The organism is Rhizobium sp. 05L419 (assembly GCF_056397845.1).
The window spans coordinates 104,088-122,953 of record NZ_JBFTOF010000014.1 but is presented as its reverse complement, the minus strand read 5'-3'; the positions used below and the strand labels follow the sequence as shown (position 1 = coordinate 122,953).

The following is an 18,866-nucleotide window of genomic DNA, read 5'->3' as shown; positions in this document are numbered from 1 at the left end:
TTAGGGTATCACCGGCTTGCTGAAATGTAGCTTGGTCGGGCTTTGAAAAGCCCAAATCCGTTCCTACGTCATTGTCACGGAAAACACCCGCACGCAATCAAGGAGACAGGTCATGTCACCCGAAGAACGCCAATTGTTGACCTCCCTGTTCGACCGCGTTCGCACGGCCGCGGCAACGCCGCGCGACCGCGATGCCGAAGCGCTGATCGATCAGGGCACCCGCGAACAGCCCTACGCGGCCTATTATCTCGCGCAGGCCGTCATCGTGCAGGAAAAAGGGCTGGAGGCGGCCGGCGCCCACATCAAGGAATTGGAAGCGCGCATCCAGCAGCTGGAAGCAGGTGAAAGCGAGCATCGGCAGGCCGAGCAGGGCGGTGGTTTCCTGAGTTCGATCTTCGGCAGCGGCCAGACGCAACAGCCGGTCCCACCCTCGGGGCCATGGGGAAATGCGCCCCGACTAAATGCCCAGCAGGACAGGAGTTCTGATACCGCCCCCCGCTCGATGTCGCAGCAGCCGGCCGGTCCCTGGAACCCGCAGCCGTCGGCCCCTTCGGCAGGCGGCAGCTTCCTGCAAGGTGCGCTCGGCACCGCCGCAGGCGTTGCCGGCGGCATGCTGCTCGCCAATTCGCTGAGCGGAATCTTCGGCGGTCACATGTCGTCGCTCGGCCTAGGCGCGCCCGCGTCGGGTGCCAATCCACTCGGCGGCGGCCCGGTCGAGGAGACCGTCGTCAACAACTATTTCGGAGACGACAAGGAGAAGCCACAGGCAGCGAGCGCCGACACCAAAAACGACGATGCCAAAGACGACGCCGATCTGCAGGAGGCAAGTTACGACGACGATGATGACAATGATGACCAGTCGGATTCCGGCGGCGACGACTCGTTCGACGTCTGACGGCCCGGCCCGGGTCATCGTTCGCCGCCAAGAGCAATGTCAGGTGATCGGCGGCACGGTCCGCCGACCCCTCCCCACCTGCAGACCTCGTCACGGCCTTGAGCTGCGGACTGTTGCACGACGACGGGCATCGATTGATAAGCACCGACGGCACGGATAAGGTTCCACAACGTCATATTTCATTTTTATTGGGCAAGGCATCAGTGAAGATCCTCATCATCAGTCGACAAGCCGAGGATAAAAGAAGGCGGTTTCAATCGCAGCAGATGCAGAAACTGGGGCTGGACTACGAGTTCCTGGCGGCCTTCGAAGCCTGTGACCTTTCAGATGATGACTGCCAGAAGGCGGCCAACAGCTGGCCAAGCCCGACCCTTCGCCAGGATGTGGCCTGTTTCACCTCCCACAGAATGGCGTGGAAATCCGTTGTCGACCGAGGTGAGAAGACCCTGATACTCGAAGACGACGCCGTGCTTTCCGGCGACATTGCCGATGCAATGAGAGCCATCGGCGACCGCACCGATGACTGGAATTGCGCCTACGATCTCGAATTCGTGCCTCTGCCGCACATCCTCGCGAAGTCGTCCTCCTGGGTCGACCGCGGCAGCGGCTACAGGGCAACGCGCATTTTTCAGAACCGCCTCGGCCTCGCCGGCTATGTCATCGGTCCGCGCGCCGCCGCCAGGATGCTTGAGGATACGGAGAACTATGCGCTGGTCGACGCCTACTTCTGGCATCGATCATGGCTGAAGGCCTACCAGATCGAGCCGGCGCCCGTGGTTCAGCTGCGATTTGTGGGCGATCACGCGGACAAATCGGCATTCCTGCGAACATCCACCGACGCGGCGTTCAAGCCCCAAAGCAAGCTGCGCAAGAACGTCATGCGGCTTTGCCTCGAAACCATCAAGGCAAAAAATCTCGTCAAGGGATTGCTCGCGGGCCAAAAGCGCAACATCGAGATGGACCCGGCCAGCTTTTCGCTCGATCCGAACGACTAAGCCGGGGCCTCAGCCTCGGCCGCGATAGGTCGCAACGCCCTGATCCGGCAGCCACACGCCTTCGGGCGGCTTGCCGGTCTGCCAGAAGACGTCGATCGGAATGCCGCCGCGCGGGTACCAGTAGGCACCGATCCGCAACCACTTGGGATCGAGCAGTTCCACCAGCCGCTTTGCGATATAGATCGAGCAGTCCTCATGGAAGGCTCCGTGATTGCGGAATGCGTGCAGGAAGAGCTTCAGCGCCTTCGATTCCACCAGCCATTCGTTCGGAATGTAATCGATGACGATGTGAGCGAAATCGGGCTGACCCGTCATCGGGCAGAGAGAGGTGAACTCCGGCGCCGTGAAGCGCACGACATAGTCGGTGCCGGCATGGTTCGAGGGCACCTTTTCCAGCACCGCGTCCTCAGGCGATTTTGGGGTATCGGTCTGGTTGCCCAGCATGKAAAGGTTCGAAACGTCTGTATTGGGCATTCAAGCCTCCTTGATGACTTTGACGCGGATGCCATGGGCCTTTTCGCCCTCCGGCTCCACGTGAATGGCAATGCTCGAGCCCGGATGCACGGCACGGATGGCATCTTCAAGGCGGTCGCATATATCGTGCGCCTGCCTTACAGACATTGCGGCCGGCACCACAAGATGGAAATCGATGAAAGTGACCGCGCCGGCACGCCGCGTCTTCAGGTCGTGCACGCCGAGCGAGCCTGTCCCATGCGTCGCGATTGCCTGCTTGATCGCGTCCTCCTCATGCGTCTCAACAGCCTGGTCCATGAGGCCGCCAATCGAATGCGAAATAACCTTCCAGCCCTGATAGAGGATGTTGACGGCAACGAGGATGGCCAAGATAGGATCGAAGATCGCGTAGCCGGTCGCCAGCGCCAGCAAAAGGCCGATGAGAACGCCGACCGAGGTCACGACATCCGACATGATGTGCTGGCCATCGGCAGTGAGAGCGGGCGAGCGGTACTTGCGCCCCGTCCGGATCAGCAGCTGCGCCCAGATTGCATTGATGACGCCCGCAGCAAAATTTATGGCAAGACCGAGCGCCGGTGCATTCAGCATCCGCGGATCGGACAGATGTGCAACCGCCTCGTTGACGATCAGAAGTGCCGCAACGACGATGAGCACGCCTTCGCTGACCGCCGACAGATACTCCGCCTTGTGATGCCCGAAGGGATGATCGTGGTCGGCCGGCTTCTGCGCATAGCGGATGACGAAAAAGGCGATGAAAGCGGCGACGACGTTGACCGTCGATTCCAGCCCGTCAGACAGCAGCGCCACCGACCCCGTCACCCACCACGCGACCAACTTCAGGCCCATGACGCCGAGCGACATCGGAATGCCCCAAAGCGCCAGCCGCCGAACCGTGAGATTGCCCTGATTGTCCATATCGATCCCTCTGCCAGTCTCAGTGCGCGCCAGTCTCAGTGCGCCAGCCTTCAGTGCGCCAGTCTTCAGTGCGGATGCGAACGAATTGCAGAAACCATGCCATTCAAACGCAAAACCGCCCACGCGAAAATCGCGCAGGCGGCCAATGAGGGCCATATGGGCAACAAAGCGCGATTTGTCAAAGGGTAGAGCCAGCATGGCTGGTTGATTGTCGCGTTTATTCGATGCCTGAAGGCAGGCTTTCGGCGACATCCGGTGCAGCGGGGCCGGCACCGGCCGGGTTGGCGATCAAATGCTGCGGCCAGCGCAAAAGCGCCGCCTGCCCTGCCGCCGTCAGGGCGTAGACGCCCTTTTCCCTGCGCTCGAACCATCCGTAGACATTGCTGAGCAGGATCTTCCCGGCGTCCGGCGCCAAGGTCTTCATGTCCCGTGGCCGCACCAGTCCCTGCTGCAGCGCCGTGGCGCAGGCAAGCGCCTGCTGCCGATAGGCCGTCATGATCGGCGCCCGCGAGCCGCCACCGACGGCGGGATCCCCGCGGCGGCGCTGGTGTTCCTTCACGAGACGCGACCGGCGCTTGGGATTGGTGCGCGGCATCGGCGAGACGGAACTGACGATGACGCTGACCTCACCGGCAGCTGAGACGCCGAGCATGCCGATCCCGAGCCGGCGGCACAGGTCGCGATAGCGCTTGTCGGCCTCCCGCCCGCGCCCCTTGGCCGACACGCGGGCCGCAACCCAGACCTCGTCGCTCGCCGCTGCACGGTCAACGGCCTGGAGAATGAGTTCGAGGTTGAAGGAAAGCTTGAGTTCGCAGACGACCACGACAGGCGGCTCCGAATCGCTGAGCCCGACGAGATCGCACCCGCCGATCTCGCCTTTGACGACATAACCGGCCGCTTCAAGGAAAGCTTTGACCGGCAGATAGAGCGATGTCTCCATAACGAGCAGGGTCGCCTTTCCAGATTGATCGGTTCCGAACGTTCTGATTTGCTTCAGGAAGTCAACAAGACTCTGCAGCGGGCGTCCTTGCGCGGCAACCGCGTCGCCTCAATCCTCGAAGATGTAGGAAGCGCACATCTCGTCGGAACTGCGAGGAGGTTGGCTGCCCGTAAAGACGGCAACCGCAGAGAGACCGTCGCCCGCCGACCAAGACGCCACGTAGCTCACGTCTCCCGCCCCGCAGAGCGCGTTGCCGTTGAGGAGCACCGGATCCCCCGGCTCTTCTACGCGATAGAGCGACGCAGGCACGCGCTTGCCGTCGACGATGAAGTGATCGCCAAGGAGATCGGAAAATGCAAGGCTCTCGCCGTTGGCGAAGGTGATGCTGAAATCGTCGAAGGATATATCGCCGGTCACGCTCTCGGCCGTCTTGCTGTAAGCCGTGTAGTCATCGCCATAGGCGACAAACGACCATGTCGTGGACATGGCCAAAGCCAAGGCAATCGTCCGCAAGCGCATTTTCATCTCATAGCCTTCCTTGAAGGGATCGACGCCAGCGCCGTCGATCCGCCGCACGCCTCATCGGTTGACGCAACGACGGGCAGCCTTGCGTGTCGGCACCGGAACCTGTCAAGCAGATGCAAGGCAAAGGACGCGTCGGCCCAAAAATGGTTCGTCCGCTTTTCGGATGGCATCGAGTTCACGATGGACGACCAAGGGAATCGTCGGCAGCAAAGACGGACGGGATCATTGTGCGGCAGTCGTGAGCGAAAAAATACGCGATGAGCGCTTTTCGCGGCGAGGCCGAGGAAGTGGCCGCGCCGCGCAATCCTTCTGTCGAAGCCGCAACGGCCTCAGGCCGCCTTCGTCTTCGCCTTGCGTGCCAGATGCGCCACGACGTTCTCGATCATCCGCATGCCGGCATCGCCGCCGAGCGTCATGATCGATTCCGGGTGGAACTGGACCGCAGCGATCGGCTCCTTGGCATGCTCGATGCCCATGATCGTGCCATCCTCGCTCTCCGCCGTGATGATGAATTCGCGCGGCAGCGTCGAAGGATCGGCAAAGATCGAGTGGTAGCGACCGACGGTCACTTCCTTGCCGAGGCCGGAGAACACGAGACCAGGCTCCAGCACGCGGATGCGCGACGGCTTGCCGTGCATCGGCAGCGCCAGATGCCTGAGCTCGCCGCCATAGGCTTCCGCAATCGCCTGCAGACCGAGGCAGACGCCGAAGATCGGCAGATTGCGCGCCCTTGCCTTCTTGATCGTCGACTTGCAGTCGAAATCCTTGGGATTGCCGGGCCCCGGCGACAGCACGACGAGATCCGGGTCCAGCCGGTCGAAGATCTCCTCCGGCACCGGCGAGCGCACGGTCGAGACCGTCGCTCCCGTCTGGCGGAAATAGTTGGCGAGCGTATGGACGAAGCTGTCTTCGTGGTCGACCAACAAAATGTTGACGCCCTTGCCGACGGCAGCGACGTCGCGCTGGATCTTGCCGGAGTTGCCGGCCTTTGCATCACGGATGGCGGAAAGCATGGCAGACGCCTTCAGTTCGGTTTCGGCTTCTTCCTCATCGGGAATGGAATCGTTGAGCAAGGTCGCCCCTGCCCTGACTTCCGCAATCCCGTCCTTGATCCGCACGGTGCGCAGCGTCAGACCCGTGTTCATATCGCCATTGAAGCCGACCATGCCGATCGCGCCGCCATACCATGCGCGCGGGCTCTTCTCATGACTTTCTATGAACCGCATGGCCCAGAGTTTTGGCGCACCCGTTACCGTGACGGCCCACGCGTGGGACAGGAAGCCATCGAAGGCGTCCATGTCGTCGCGCAGGCGGCCTTCGATGTGGTCGACCGTGTGGATGAGACGCGAATACATCTCGATCTGGCGGCGGCCGATGACCTTGACCGAACCCGGCTCGCACACGCGGCTTTTGTCGTTACGGTCGACATCCGAGCACATCGTCAGCTCTGACTCGTCCTTCTTGGAGTTCAACAGCTTAAGGATCTGTTCGCTGTCGGCGATCGGATCCTCGCCGCGCTTGATCGTGCCCGAAATCGGGCAGGTCTCGATGCGACGGCCCGACACGCGCACGAACATCTCAGGCGACGCCCCGACCAGATATTCCTGGTTTCCGAGATTGATGAAAAACGAATAGGGCGACGGATTGATCGCCTTCAGCCGCTTGGAAATATCCGAAGGCTTGCTGTCGCAGCGCTCCATGAACTTCTGGCCGGGCACCACCTCGAAGAGATCGCCCTTGCGGAAGCTTTCCTTCGCCTTGACCACGAGCTCGGCATATTCGCCGGGGCGATGATCGCTTTTAGGCGGGATGGCATCGGTGCGCTGGAACGGCTCGACCGCAACGTCGCCGGCCTTGCCCTCGGTCGAGTGGCCGCCCTTTTCGAAATCGTAGCGGTCGATCCACGCCTTGGCCGAATAGTTGTCGACGACAAGGATTTCGTCAGGCAGGTAAAGAACCATGTCGCGCTGATCGGACGGGCGCACGAGCTTCAGGTTGATCGCATCGAACTGGAAGGCAAGGTCGTAGCCGAACGCGCCGTAGAGGCCGAGACTTGCGTCCGCCTGGGAGTAGAAGAGATCGGTAACGGCGCGCAGCACCGTAAACACGGTCGGGATCTTCGAGCGCTCTTCCTCGGTGAAGGCGCGATCCGGCGTCTTGACGGTGAGATCGAGCCGCCGCGCCGTAGAGGCGCCGAGCACCAGATCGGAGATCGTCTTCAGCCGTTCGGTGACGAAGCCGAGGATCACCTCGCCGCGTTCGTTGTAGGCTTCGATCCACACCTGCCGGCCGTTGCACGAAATCCCGAGCGGTGGGTCGACGACGGCGGTATCCCAGCGGGTATAGCGGCCCGGATACTCGTAGTTCGACGAAAACACCGCGCCGCGGCGCTCGTCGAGCTTGTCGATATAGGAGGAGACCGCATCGCCATAGGGGATAGCCCGGCGCTGCCGCGTGACGGTGATGCCGCCCTTGGTCTCGTAAATCTCCGCTCCGTCATCCCGAAGGATCGTTACCATTGTTTCACTCCGTTATCGGCCTGGATGACAGACGGCCTTGAAAACAAAAAAGCCGCCTGGCGTTTTTCCGGGCGGCTCACTCGTCGTCTTTGGACACGATTGGTCGAGGCCGCTTCAGCGAGCCCACCACCAGATTGCGATGTTCAAGGACATGTTCATGGGCGGAATTGTTAGCGTGAGTTCAAGGATTGCGCAAGAGGCTAATCCGGGAATGAAAAGGGCGGCACGAATGCCGCCCTTTGCCACTCGATCGATCAGAGTGATCAGAAGATCTTCGTGAGCGAAACTTTGAACGTCCTGCCCGGTTCCGAGTAGTAGTCAATGGGCTGATTGCTCGCTGGAGCATTGGGGTTGAGATCCCGAAGTGCGAGCGCATTGAAGTACTTCTGGTCGAAGATGTTGTAGACACCAGCCTGCACCCTCAGGCCCTTCAGGCTCTCCGGCGTCCACCATCCCGTAAGATCGACTACGCCATAGCCAGGTGCATCGAACGTGTTTTTGACACCATCGTCGGGCATTGCCGCCGAAGCTGTCATGGACAGGTCGATACCATAACTCTCCTGGCTGTATCCGGCGCCGACGATTGCCTTGAACGGGGCTACAGATCGCAGTCGCGTATTGTCGTCTTCGTTCTTTCCATACGCATAGGCCAGCGCAGCATGAACGTTGAAGCCGTTGTCGAATGTCTTCATCGCACTAGCTTCGACGCCCGAAATGGTCACGCTCTCAACGTTGGCGTAGTTGAACTCCATGAGACCCCCAACGATATTGGTCTCCGTTTCGATGAAGTTCTTGTACCGGTTGTGGAAGAGCGCGACGCGTCCAGTAATGTCGTCGTGGTTGAAGTTAGTACCAATTTCGAACCCGTTGCCGGTTTCGGGCTTGAGATCCGGGTTGCCAAGCTGCGCATAACCTGCACCGGCATTGTAGAAGCGGCTATAGAGTTCATCGACAGTTGGCGCGCGATAGGACATCGACCATTGTGCAAAGAGTTCGACATCCGGGGTGATATCGTAGGTGGCAAGCAGCTTGGGCGAAACGCGGGCGCCGTCCTTGTCCTCAAGCGGACCGAACACCCCGAGCGCCGGGTTGCTGGCGAAACCGCCGGTCGCCGACGGCTCGTATCGGTACCAGTCGAAGCGCGCACCCGGGGTCAACTCGAACCCGTTGCCAAAGGAGATGCGGTCCTCGATCGTCGCGCCGACGCTATAGCTTCTCACGTCGGGAACTTCGGCCTGGTTGTTGAGCGCCGGGCAGGTTGTTGTGCAAAGCGCCCAACTATACTGGCTCCAATCCGTGACCGCGGTTTCCAGGCCGAAGCTCACCGAGTGATCGTAGCCGCCGTACTCGAAATCCTTGGTCGCGCTGCCTGTGCCGCCCCACGTCTTGTTTGTAATCGAATTGTCGCGACCGTAACGGACGCCGGCCGCCGTCCGGCCGCTCGTGCCCGAGGACCGTTCCAGTTCCTGCCAATAGAGTATCGCACGCGCCGTCGTGAAGAATGAATCCGACGATACGGCCTCGTAGTCGTAGTCAAACGAGACGCGCTTGCGATCCCGGTCTTCGGTGCCATTGTAGTCTCCGATCCTAAAGAGAGGCGAAGCAAGGCCCTGGTCGCTCCGGAGGTCGATATCCGCATCGCGGCGGAAGCTTTCAGCCGTCAGCCCGATGCGGTGACCGCCTTCGAGTTCCTGGCGGATCTTGAACATCAGGTTGCTTTGATCGAAGTCGAGCGGATTGGGCTCGGTACGGGACCGGCCGAAGCTGTCGTTGGTCCCTTGATTGTCGACTTCATGTCCCGTGCGGTAGGTGCCCTGCAGCAGGATCGAGGTTTGATCGATTTTCTTGGCAGCGGCAACGGAGCCCGCGATGCTTTCGTCTTCGCTGTCGTAAGTCGACTTGACGATCAGCCCCCAATCGCGGCCTACCGGAATGATGTCTTCCGGTTCGAGCGTCCGCACGACGATCGCGCCGCCCAGCATGCCGGAACCTCCCCGGCTCGAGTCCGAGCCGGCCACCACGTCCAGCGCCGAGAGCGAGGAGAAGTCAAACAAGTCGCTGCCGTTGCCGTTGGCATTGCTTCTCGCGAAAGTGCTTTGGACACGCGCGTTGTTCGAGAGATACGGGATCGGAATGCCGTCGATGACGGTAAGGATGCGGGGACCGGAAAGTCCGCGCAAATTGACGCCTGCGTCGGCTCGAGAGAAATTGACGCCGGGATCGATACTGCGGCCGATATCCTCGAAGTTGGTGATCTGCTTCTGCTCGAGCTCTTTCTTGTCGATCTCCGTTGCAAGCGGCGTATCTGCAATGCTGCCTGCCGGCGCCGTCGTCGTGCGGCGGTTGCCCTTCACGACGATCTTCTGCAGCGGAGTGCCGTTTTCGTCAACGGCAGCGGCGGTGGCAGCCGGCGCACTTTGCGCGAAGGCCTGTGAAACCGGAAGTACGAAGATGGACGCCGCGCCGACCAAGAGCATCGAGCGCCAATACTGGATAACCATAACCAACCCCTTGAGTAAAGTTTACCGGGCTGGCTGGTCGTTACGCGTGTGCGCTTTCGATGGGCTGGCTAGGCTTGCGACGGAATTGCTCCGCCTACTTTCTGCCGCATAAAAAACATGAGTATAATTGTCAATATATGGACTGGCCCATATCTTGATTTATCTAATCATGTTTTCATCGGAGTCGACAACGTTGCGAAATTGCAACGAAATCCGCCGCTGTACGTTTCCCTTGCGCTGAAACGACATGACGGATGGACGCGTGAAGAAAACACTCGCAATCGCAACGGCGTTTATATGCCTCACCGTACTGACCGGTGCCCAATTGCCGGCAACGGGGCCGACCCCTCAAGCCAAGCCCGGCGCACAGCAGGAAAAACCGGCCGAAATCGAAGTTGCCCCGAAGCCGGATTCCGGGGAAGCCAGCCCGGCCTCCCCCGCGGCGCCAGCCGACAAGGCTACCGCGGAGCCGGAAAAGCAGGGACCGAAACTTCCGTCACAACAGACGCTGGAAGAGCAGCACCTGACGATCGCTTCCGAAAGCGATGACGAGCACTCCGAATGCGAGGTCGAGCTTCGAAGCCTCGGCGTGGTCTTCGAGGATATTTCCCGTATCGACGGTGGCAACGGTTGCGGCATCGACAAACCGATCAAGGTTTCAGAAGCGCTGCCAGGGGTCAAGTTGAAGCCCGACGGCGTTTTCCGATGCCCGGTGGCGCTGGCGCTGGCACGCTGGATGAAGGAGAGCGTCATCCCTGCCGCAGCCGTCGCCGCAGCGGAACAGGGCAGGATAACCACCATCAACCAAGCCTCGTCCTACATCTGCCGGCTGCGAAACGGCGCCGAGACCGGCAAGGTTTCAGAGCATGCCCGTGGCAATGCGATCGATATCGCAAGCTTCAGTTTCGAGAAGGGAAAGGACATTGCCGTCGAGCCGCGTCGGGAAGATCCAACCCTGATCGGTGCCTTCCAGCGCACCGTCAGTGCGGCAGGTTGCCTCTATTTCACGACCGTGCTCGATCCGGAAAGCGATGCCGCGCACGAAACCCACTTCCATCTCGACGTGATCGAGCGCAAGGGCGGGTACCGCTATTGCCATTGACGAAATATCGCGAAGCCGCATCAAGAAACGCTTGCTCCGGCTGCAGGAACAGGCGTTTTCGCTGTGTGAGTTCGACTTGCCTGGTCACGGATCCCGGCGTCGCGTGCAGACATAGGCCTTCTTGATGCAGGCGATCTTTGGGGTGGAGCAAGCGGGTTTCCCGTCGACCAAGGCGCAGATCGAGCACTGGTCGCTGAATTCCATACAGTCCGGATTGCTCTTGATGAAATCCGCCATGCTCTGCACCGCAAGGACCGGCTCGTCGGCGACGGAAGCATCTGACAAGACCAGCAAAAGCATCGCTGCGACGACGACATAGCGTCTGGAACGCATTGAAAACGGCATGATCCCATCTCCAATCAGTGTTTCACTGCGGACCCGGCGCTTCGCGATCCGGTTGTCCCTGATCTCGTCACCGAAGGACCGCGCCGCCTAACCCGCGATCAGAACAACCCCTCGATATACCCCTGATCATTCAGGTAGATCCGTTCGGCCGAAGGCGACTTGGGCAGGCCGGGCATCGTCATGATCTCGCCTGTAATGGCAACGACAAAGCCTGCGCCGGCCGACAGGCGGACCTCGCGAACAGACACGACATGCCCCTCTGGCGCACCGCGCAGGTTTGGGTCCGTCGAGAAAGAATACTGCGTCTTCGCCATGCAGACGGGCAGATGGCCATAGCCTTGCTCCTCCCAGGTGTGGAGCTGGTCGCGCACCGCCTTGTCAGCCGTCACCTCACCTGCATGGTAGATCTTGGATGCGATGATCTCGATCTTCTCGAACAGCGAAACCTCGTCGGGATAGAGCGGCTCGAACTTCGCCTGTCCCGATTCCGCCAGCTCGACGACCTTGTAGGCCAGCTCCTCTATCCCTGCCGAGCCCTCGGCCCAGTGACGGCAAAGGATCGCTTCCGCCCCCAGGCGCGAGACGTATTCTTTTACGGCGGCGATCTCCGCCTCGCTATCCGACACGAAGTGGTTGATGGCGACGACCACTGGAACACCGAACTTGCGAACATTGGCAACATGCCGGCCGAGATTGGAGCATCCCTTTTTCAAGGCAGCAACGTTCTCCGTCCCAAGCTCTTCCTTCCCCACGCCGCCGTTCATCTTCAGTGCGCGCACCGTCGCGACGATGACCGCCGCAGCCGGCTTCAGCCCGGCCTTGCGGCATTTGATATCGAAGAACTTCTCTGCCCCGAGATCCGCCCCGAAACCTGCCTCCGTCACCACGTAGTCGCCGAGCTTCAGCGCCGCCTTCGTCGCGATCACCGAGTTGCAGCCGTGCGCGATGTTGGCGAATGGGCCACCATGAACCAGGGCCGGGTTGTTCTCGAGCGTCTGCACGAGGTTCGGCTGCATCGCATCCTTGAGCAGCACGGCCATCGCCCCGTCGGCCTTCAGGTCGCTGGCATAGACAGGCGTCCTGTCGCGCCGGTAGCCGACGATGATGTTGCCGAGCCGCGTCTCCAGATCCTTGAGGTCGCTCGCCAAGCAGAGGATTGCCATCACCTCCGACGCGACGGTGATGTCGAAACCGTTCTCGCGCGGGAAGCCGTTGGCGACACCGCCGAGCGAAGAGACCATTTGACGTAGCGCCCGGTCGTTCATGTCCATGACCCGCCGCCATGTGACGCGACGCAGATCGATGTCCTGCTCGTTGCCCCAGTAGATATGGTTGTCGATCATCGCCGCGAGCAGGTTATGCGCGGACGTGATGGCATGGAAATCGCCGGTAAAATGCAGGTTGATGTCTTCCATCGGGATGACCTGCGCATAGCCGCCGCCGGCCGCACCGCCCTTGACGCCGAAACAGGGTCCAAGCGACGCCTCGCGGATGCAGACGACGGCCTTCTTGCCGATGCGGTTCAGCCCGTCGCCGAGGCCGACCGTCGTCGTCGTTTTCCCCTCGCCTGCCGGCGTCGGATTGATCGCGGTCACCAGTATCAGCTTGCCGTCCGGCCTTGCCGCCTGCTCGGCGATGAACGCGGCACTGATCTTTGCCTTGTCGTGGCCATAGGGTGCGAGATGCGTGGCCGGAATGCCGAGCGCCTCACCGATCTCGAAGACCGGTTTCTTTTTCGCCGCGCGCGCGATCTCGATGTCGGATTTGTGTTCTGCCATGTCCTGCCCCTATCGCCTGCGCGTCTACCGGCACCAGATCTATTTCAACCGAATAGCGAAATATACCGAAACTTGAAGGGCGCCGCGGTTGCCGAAAGACCTCGGTGACGTTTATCACCGGCCATCGATTCTGCATTTGCGAGGGCAGCACATGAAATCACTCGAACTCGTCATCGAGCGCATCATCCTTTCCAGCCGCTGGATTCTCGTCGTCTTTTACATCGGCCTGGCCCTGGCGCTGGCCGTCTATGCCGTTTCCTTCGGCTTCAAGTTCATGAAGGTCGCGGGCAATGTGTTCCTGCTCGACGAGGGAGAAATGATTCTTGCCATGCTTGGCCTGATCGACGCGGCGCTGGTTGCAAGCCTGATCGTGATGGTCATGATTTCAGGTTACGAGAATTTCGTCAGCCGCTTCGACGAGAGCGAAGACGACGTTTCCTTCATCGGCAAGCTCGACGCCGGCAGCCTCAAGATCAAGGTCGCATCCTCGATCGTCGCAATCTCGTCCATCCATCTGCTGCAGGTGTTCCTCAACGTGAACCAGTACAGGGATGGCCAGATCATGTGGCTGACGGTCATGCATATCGCATTCGTCGTCTCCGCCGTGATGCTCGGCTTTCTCGAGCAGTTGATGAAGAAAGCCAAGGGCGGTGACAAGATCTAGCGGGAACCGATTCGGCTGGACTGGCTGCCGGTGATACGTTGCGCACCGCTAAATAGCCTCTCTGAAGCCCTTGCTGTTGTCTTGTGCGTTCGCGACCTGCGCGTGAATTGAAACACTCGCACGCGTCGGTTGATTTTAGTGTCACTAAAAAACAACCAGTAGAAGCGACCGGTGGTTAAAATCACGACAACGCAATTTAATCACTGTCAAAGACGTCAATTCCGGCTAGCCAATATGGCACGACGCATATCTTATGATCCGAAATGCAGGCGGACAGGGACTCGTTGATGTCTTACGTAACTACCTCGGAAAGGCAATCGCTTTTGACCGCAGAGATTGCCGCGGTCAAAACCCGGGCAGCGTTTGCGAAAGTCCTCAATCGCGTGTCCGATGCATTCGGCTTCAGGTATGTCACGCTGATGGACGCGCCATCGCCCGATAGTGTCATGCTCAAGCCGTTGCTGATCGAGACCTCGCTTCCTCCATCCTATGTCAACCAGTTCGATCGTGCCCGCTTCATGCAGCTGCCCGTATTCTCGAAAGAGATGCCGGAGTCCGTCGTGCCTAGGCTTTGGAACCTGTCGGACGCGGCCTGCGTCCTTCCACCAGAGCTGCGGAACCTCAAACACGCCTTCGACATGGAGATCGGCATCGCCATTCCAGCCCGCGCCACGGATGGCAATCGACTGCTGTTCAGGTTGGCAGGCAAGCGCGCGCTGCCTGGCCAAATGGAGGTCAACGAGCTCACCATGGTGATGCTGCATGTGCTGGACGCCCACAATCGGCTAAGATCCTCCAATGCAATCGGCCATCCCACGCTTTCAGTCCGCGAGCGGGAAGTGCTGCGTTGGACTGCACAGGGCAAGACCTCCATCGAGATCGGCCAGATCCTGTCGCTGTCCGATCACACGGTGAACGCCTACATGACCAGTGCGATGAAGAAGCTCGATTGCGTCAACCGCACGCAGCTGGTCGCCAAGGCGATCCGCCTGAAGCTGATCAACTGATCCAGGCTAGCGGTCGAGCACTGAGCGGATTTCGACCAGGTTCGAACGCACCCTCAATATATAGAAGCCCATCGTTGCAAGATGGCTCGGCATGATCCAGCCGTCCTCGCGGCCGTTGGAGATGATCGCCGGCTGGATCTGCAGTGCTGCCTGAAACTGCTTGATGGTAGCCCCGAAAATCGCCCCTAGATTGCGCTCCGCGACGACCCGCGAAAAATCCGATTGGGCAGCACTCAGGATGGCGTAGTAGGCATACAGCTGGCCGTAGGCGAACCAGAAGCGGTCGTCGGCGCGTGTATCGAACCAGCCGCGCGAATGGTTCGCGGAACGCTCCGCCAAAACATCGGAGGTGCTGCCGAGATCGTTCGCGATCCGATCGATGAACTGGATCAGGTTGTCTGCGCGGCCGTCGAACACGGCGTCGCAGCTGGCGAGATCCGCATTGAACTTTCGCAGGCTTTCGATCGCCGACCGGTAATAGCTCGGCGTCGGCGTCTTCGGGCCGAACGGATTAAGCCCGAAATACCAGCTGTATTCGTCGAACTGCAGGTTTCCGCGGGCGTTTTGAAGGTCGTTGTTGATCCCCGATGTGCCACGCACCCGGCCCAGCGAATCGACGAGCTCCACCGCCGTCCGTCGAACGGCCTGGTTAACGCCGCGCTGGAAGGAAGCCTTGTTGTCGAGAAACGGCGTATGGTCCCAGTCGATCCCGAAAAATCCAAGCCGATAAAGCAGCATGGAAGAGATCCACGCATTCTGGTTGACGTTGAAATCTGTAAGATCAGCCGCGACGTCGACGATCGCCGACCGCTGGCAGGTCTTGGCAGTCGAGGCGGCGGCACCGGCGACAGCGGGGATCTCCGTTCCAGCCGGGACGGTACGCTCGGATAGACGGTACTCATCGACGAAGGAAGGATTGAAACCGGACCAGGATTGAGTCTGCCAGACGAAATAGCCGTAGAGAACGACGACCAGCGCTGCAAGGCCCATGATCGGCAGGCGGATCATCCATGTGCGCCGCGCGTACCAGCCATGTGCAGCGAGGAACGGCCAGAGAGCCCACGCCGTGAAAACCCGCGCCCAGCGACCGATTGTCCGGCCGAGCCACCTGAAAAAACCGGCGATCCCGTCGAGCATCGTCCACTCCTATGCAGCAAGGGTTCCATCGCACTGACATATGTGTTTGTCCGCGAAATCACAACATGACGCTGATATTATTGTTTCTTCGGCGAACGCTACGGCCGCGGCAGGCGAAAGCGGAACCGCGATGATATTTTCGTGGTGTCGATGAGCGGCGCGCCCGGCTCGCCTTCGCCCTTGTGCGCGAAGGCCGAAAATTTCTTGTCGAAGGCAGCGTCAGCGGTGCGCTTGCGCTGTTCCAGCTCCTGGGGCAACAGCATGTTGCGCTCGAAGAGCGTGATGGCGTCGGCAATATTCGGAAACAGCTCCGTCGAGATCTGGACCTTCGATCCCGGAATATCGGTATCCACCTGCGCTTCGTAGATCAGCAGCCGCTCCTCGGTGTCGATCGTCAGCTTGCGCATGAGGGCATTGCAGCGTCCGACGTGGCTGTTCAGCGCATCCACCAGGAGCTGGAAGATGCCGATGAACCGTTCACGACGCTGGCTTTCGTCGCGCATCTCATGTTCCTGAGCGGAAATGCGCTCAGCCTCCGCCTTCAATGTCTGGCGCGCCTGCTCCATCCCGTCCCATTCGACCTTGCTGCCATAGAGGCCGATCCGGCCCTGCGTCGTCAGCGCCTTCGCATTGAGCTCCTTGATGCGGAGACGGGCGATGTCGATCTCGTCGACAAGCCGCCGGCGGCGTCCCACGATGTCGACCAGTCCTCTCTCCGCCACCTTGTGCGCGGATATCGCAGCGGCGCGATAGTGTGCGATCAACCCGGCAACGGCATCCGATTTGTACATGAGATCGCGCAGCCGCTCGACCACGGGTGCGGCCCGCACGCGTGCGCCGTGGCGGCGCCACATGCGCTGGCGCGAGAAACGTCCAATAAGCCGCTCGGTCGCTGTAAGACCGCGAAAGCTGTCAAGATCGGCGGAAACCTTTACCGTCAGCACGTCGAGACCGGAAACGAGCTCGGCAAGCAGATCCGTAAACCTGGTGCCGTCGGCAACAAAGGCCTGGAACAGTTGGTTTTCAGTCAGGAAGCGCTCGTCATCCACCTCCGCCGACCGACGCGCGAATTCATCGATGAAGTCGGTGCAGGCGGCAGCCGCCCCTGGCAGCACCTCCGCGAGCCCGCAAGCGGATTGGTATGTCGTGTCGAACGAGAAAGGCTTGCGCACCAGACGACCCCAGGAATCGATTGGCTTGAAACTAGCCCTTCGCTCGCACAAAGAAAACAGCGGCAGGTCAAACTGCCTCGGCAATCCATTCACCATTCATGGCGTCATCCCAGTGGCGGCGGCACAGCGAGACATACTTTTCATTGCCACCGACCTCGATCTGCGCTCCCTCCCGCGCCACGTTTCCCTTCGCGTCGAGACGCACCACCATCGTCGCCTTGCGGCCGCAATGGCAGATGGTCCGGACCTCACGCATCTCGTCGGATATCGCCATGAGTTCCTCGGAAGCAGGAAACAGCTTGCCCAGGAAATCGGTCCTGAGACCGTAGACCATGGCAGGAATGTTCAGACGATCGACAACGCGTGCAAGCTGCCAGACATGCGCGCGCGTCATGAAATGCGCCTCGTCGACAAAGATGCAGGCAATCGGCTCGCCTTCACGGCTGAGGCCATCGATCAGAGCAAACAGATCTGCTTCGGGTTCGAACGCGACGGCGTTGGCCTGAAGCCCGATGCGCGACCCGATGACGCCCTTGCCGGCCCTTTCGTCGAATGCGGCGATCAGGAGAACGGCGCGCATGCCCCGCTCTTCGTAATTGTAGGCGGCCTGCAGCAGCATCGTCGACTTGCCGGCATTCATGGTTGAGTAGTTGAAATAGAGCTTTGCCATCGTTTTCTCCGTGTTTTCGTTCTTGAAAGCTCGAAACCGCGAAGAAAAGCCCCGCATTTTGTTAGCCACAGGAAATTTAAGCACGAAAATCATCGAAGTCCCTGAAATCCCAGCAATCCAGGAAATATGCAGCACGTCGCAATCGGATACGGCGAAGCGGCGCAAACGCACTGTGGTCGCTTGTAAAACTCAGCTATTGGTGATTGGCTTGGGAACGAAAGACTGGGAGTCTGTAGATGAAAACGACAAGCGCATTCAAACTGATCACCGCCACCGCAGTTGCCGCTCTCGCTGTCGCAACCGCAGCAGTCGCAGCAGATCCGGACAGCTGCTCCACCGTCCATTTCTCGGACGTGGGCTGGACTGACATCACCTCCACCACCGCAACCGCAGCAGTCGTCCTCAAGGGCCTCGGCTACACCCCCGACATCAAGGTTCTTTCCGTACCGGTCACCTACCAGTCGCTGAAGAACAAGGACATGGACGTCTTCCTCGGCAACTGGATGCCGACGCAGGAAAAGGACGTACGCCCGTTCCTCGACGACAAGTCGGTTGAATCGTTCGGGCCGAACCTCGTCGGCGCAAAATACACATTGGCGACCAACGCCAAGGGCGCGGAACTCGGCATCAAGGATTTCAAGGATATTGCCGCCCACAAGGACGACCTTGACGGCAAGATCTACGGCATCGAACCGGGCAATGACGGCAACCGCCTCGTCATGGACATGATCGACAAGGACACCTTCGGCCTGAAGGGGATGGAAGTCGTCGAATCCTCCGAACAGGGCATGCTGGCCCAGGTCGCCCGCTCCGAAAAGGAAGGCAAGGCTGTCGTTTTCCTCGGCTGGGAACCGCATCCGATGAACGAGAACTTCAAGCTCACCTACCTGACGGGCGGCGATGATGTCTTCGGGCCGGACTTTGGTGGCGCCAAGGTGTTCACCAACATCCGCGCAGGCTATCTCAACGACTGCCCGAACGTCGGCGCCCTGCTGAAGAACATGGTTTTCTCGCTCGAGATGGAAAACCAGATCATGGGCAAGATCCTGAACGATGGCGAGGACCCTGAGAAGGCCGCGACAGAGTGGCTGAAGGCCAACCCGTCGGCCATCGAGCCATGGCTCGCCGGGGTAAAAACGCGCGATGGCAGCGGCGACGGCCTTCCGGTCGTCAAGAAAAGCCTCGGCCTCTGATAGCGACGAACGGGGTGGCGTGCGCCGCCCCGCT

17 protein-coding genes are annotated in these 18,866 nt (G+C 60.2%); 6 read left to right on the top strand and 11 right to left on the bottom strand.

The genetic code is table 11. The features are described from left to right. The first annotated feature begins 112 nt into the window (after positions 1 to 112). A complete protein-coding gene (locus AC1DMK_RS18515) occupies positions 113 to 895 on the top strand; it encodes a DUF2076 domain-containing protein (RefSeq protein WP_037058703.1) in 783 nt (260 codons plus the stop codon). A 203-nt stretch (positions 896 to 1,098) separates the two neighbouring features. Then, positions 1,099 to 1,890 (top strand): glycosyltransferase family 25 protein, encoded by a 792-nt coding sequence (locus AC1DMK_RS18510; RefSeq protein WP_477860950.1) that lies wholly within the window; start codon positions 1,099 to 1,101, stop codon positions 1,888 to 1,890. Between the two features lie 9 nt (positions 1,891 to 1,899). Here AC1DMK_RS18510 and queF read toward each other — a convergent pair whose 3' ends face one another. From queF to AC1DMK_RS18480, 6 genes are all read right to left on the bottom strand, one after another. Then, entirely contained in the window at positions 1,900 to 2,364 is a 465-nt protein-coding gene (queF, locus tag AC1DMK_RS18505) for a preQ(1) synthase (protein WP_477860948.1), read from the bottom strand. Further along, a complete protein-coding gene (gene emfA / locus AC1DMK_RS18500; protein WP_037058911.1) occupies positions 2,365 to 3,279 on the bottom strand; it encodes a CDF family cation efflux transporter EmfA in 915 nt (304 codons plus the stop codon). Between the two features lie 217 nt (positions 3,280 to 3,496). After that, the gene (locus AC1DMK_RS18495; RefSeq protein ID WP_477860946.1) at positions 3,497 to 4,219 is read right to left on the bottom strand and encodes a DUF2161 domain-containing phosphodiesterase; all 723 of its coding nucleotides are present in this window, start codon (positions 4,217 to 4,219) and stop codon (positions 3,497 to 3,499) included. A 108-nt stretch (positions 4,220 to 4,327) separates the two neighbouring features. Beyond that, positions 4,328 to 4,795, bottom strand: coding sequence for a hypothetical protein (locus tag AC1DMK_RS18490; protein WP_477860945.1), 468 nt, complete (start codon positions 4,793 to 4,795; stop codon positions 4,328 to 4,330). A 278-nt stretch (positions 4,796 to 5,073) separates the two neighbouring features. After that, entirely contained in the window at positions 5,074 to 7,263 is a 2,190-nt protein-coding gene (locus tag AC1DMK_RS18485) for an anthranilate synthase (RefSeq protein ID WP_477860943.1), read from the bottom strand. Between the two features lie 263 nt (positions 7,264 to 7,526). Next, positions 7,527 to 9,764 carry a TonB-dependent hemoglobin/transferrin/lactoferrin family receptor gene (locus AC1DMK_RS18480; protein ID WP_477860942.1) on the bottom strand — a complete coding sequence of 746 codons (2,238 nt, stop codon included), beginning with the start codon at positions 9,762 to 9,764 and terminating at the stop codon, positions 7,527 to 7,529. A gap of 262 nt (positions 9,765 to 10,026) precedes the next feature. Here AC1DMK_RS18480 and AC1DMK_RS18475 point away from each other — a divergent pair, with 262 nt between their 5' ends. Next, entirely contained in the window at positions 10,027 to 10,866 is an 840-nt protein-coding gene (locus tag AC1DMK_RS18475) for an extensin-like domain-containing protein (RefSeq protein ID WP_477860940.1), read from the top strand. A gap of 84 nt (positions 10,867 to 10,950) precedes the next feature. On the opposite strand, the gene AC1DMK_RS18470 is transcribed toward AC1DMK_RS18475, so the two are convergent. Then, on the bottom strand, positions 10,951 to 11,211 hold the full coding sequence (locus tag AC1DMK_RS18470; RefSeq protein ID WP_477860939.1) for a hypothetical protein: 261 nt from the start codon (positions 11,209 to 11,211) through the stop codon (positions 10,951 to 10,953). Positions 11,212 to 11,309: 98 nt separating this feature from the next. Continuing rightward, positions 11,310 to 12,989, bottom strand: coding sequence for a formate--tetrahydrofolate ligase (locus AC1DMK_RS18465; protein WP_477860937.1), 1,680 nt, complete (start codon positions 12,987 to 12,989; stop codon positions 11,310 to 11,312). Positions 12,990 to 13,140: 151 nt separating this feature from the next. Between AC1DMK_RS18465 and AC1DMK_RS18460 the strand changes: the two genes are divergently transcribed. Together AC1DMK_RS18460 and AC1DMK_RS18455 are read left to right on the top strand one after the other, a co-directional pair. Next, positions 13,141 to 13,653, top strand: coding sequence for a TIGR00645 family protein (locus AC1DMK_RS18460; protein ID WP_037058716.1), 513 nt, complete (start codon positions 13,141 to 13,143; stop codon positions 13,651 to 13,653). 287 nt (positions 13,654 to 13,940) lie between these two features. After that, complete coding sequence (locus AC1DMK_RS18455) at positions 13,941 to 14,660, top strand: LuxR C-terminal-related transcriptional regulator (protein WP_477860934.1); 720 nt, start codon at positions 13,941 to 13,943, stop codon at positions 14,658 to 14,660. Between the two features lie 6 nt (positions 14,661 to 14,666). Here the strand turns inward: AC1DMK_RS18455 and AC1DMK_RS18450 are convergent, their stop codons facing one another. The 3 genes from AC1DMK_RS18450 to AC1DMK_RS18440 all read right to left on the bottom strand — a co-directional run bounded on the left by AC1DMK_RS18450 (position 14,667) and on the right by AC1DMK_RS18440 (position 17,639). Continuing rightward, positions 14,667 to 15,797 (bottom strand): DUF2333 family protein, encoded by a 1,131-nt coding sequence (locus AC1DMK_RS18450; RefSeq protein WP_477860931.1) that lies wholly within the window; start codon positions 15,795 to 15,797, stop codon positions 14,667 to 14,669. Positions 15,798 to 15,895: 98 nt separating this feature from the next. Beyond that, a complete protein-coding gene (locus AC1DMK_RS18445) occupies positions 15,896 to 16,969 on the bottom strand; it encodes a hypothetical protein (RefSeq protein ID WP_037058917.1) in 1,074 nt (357 codons plus the stop codon). Positions 16,970 to 17,036: 67 nt separating this feature from the next. Continuing rightward, positions 17,037 to 17,639, bottom strand: a complete 603-nt coding sequence (locus tag AC1DMK_RS18440; protein ID WP_037058719.1) for a thymidine kinase — start codon at positions 17,637 to 17,639, stop codon at positions 17,037 to 17,039. A 236-nt stretch (positions 17,640 to 17,875) separates the two neighbouring features. On the opposite strand from AC1DMK_RS18440, the gene AC1DMK_RS18435 reads away from it, so the two are divergent. Further along, entirely contained in the window at positions 17,876 to 18,832 is a 957-nt protein-coding gene (locus tag AC1DMK_RS18435) for a choline ABC transporter substrate-binding protein (protein ID WP_037058720.1), read from the top strand. The last annotated feature ends 34 nt before the right edge of the window (positions 18,833 to 18,866 follow it).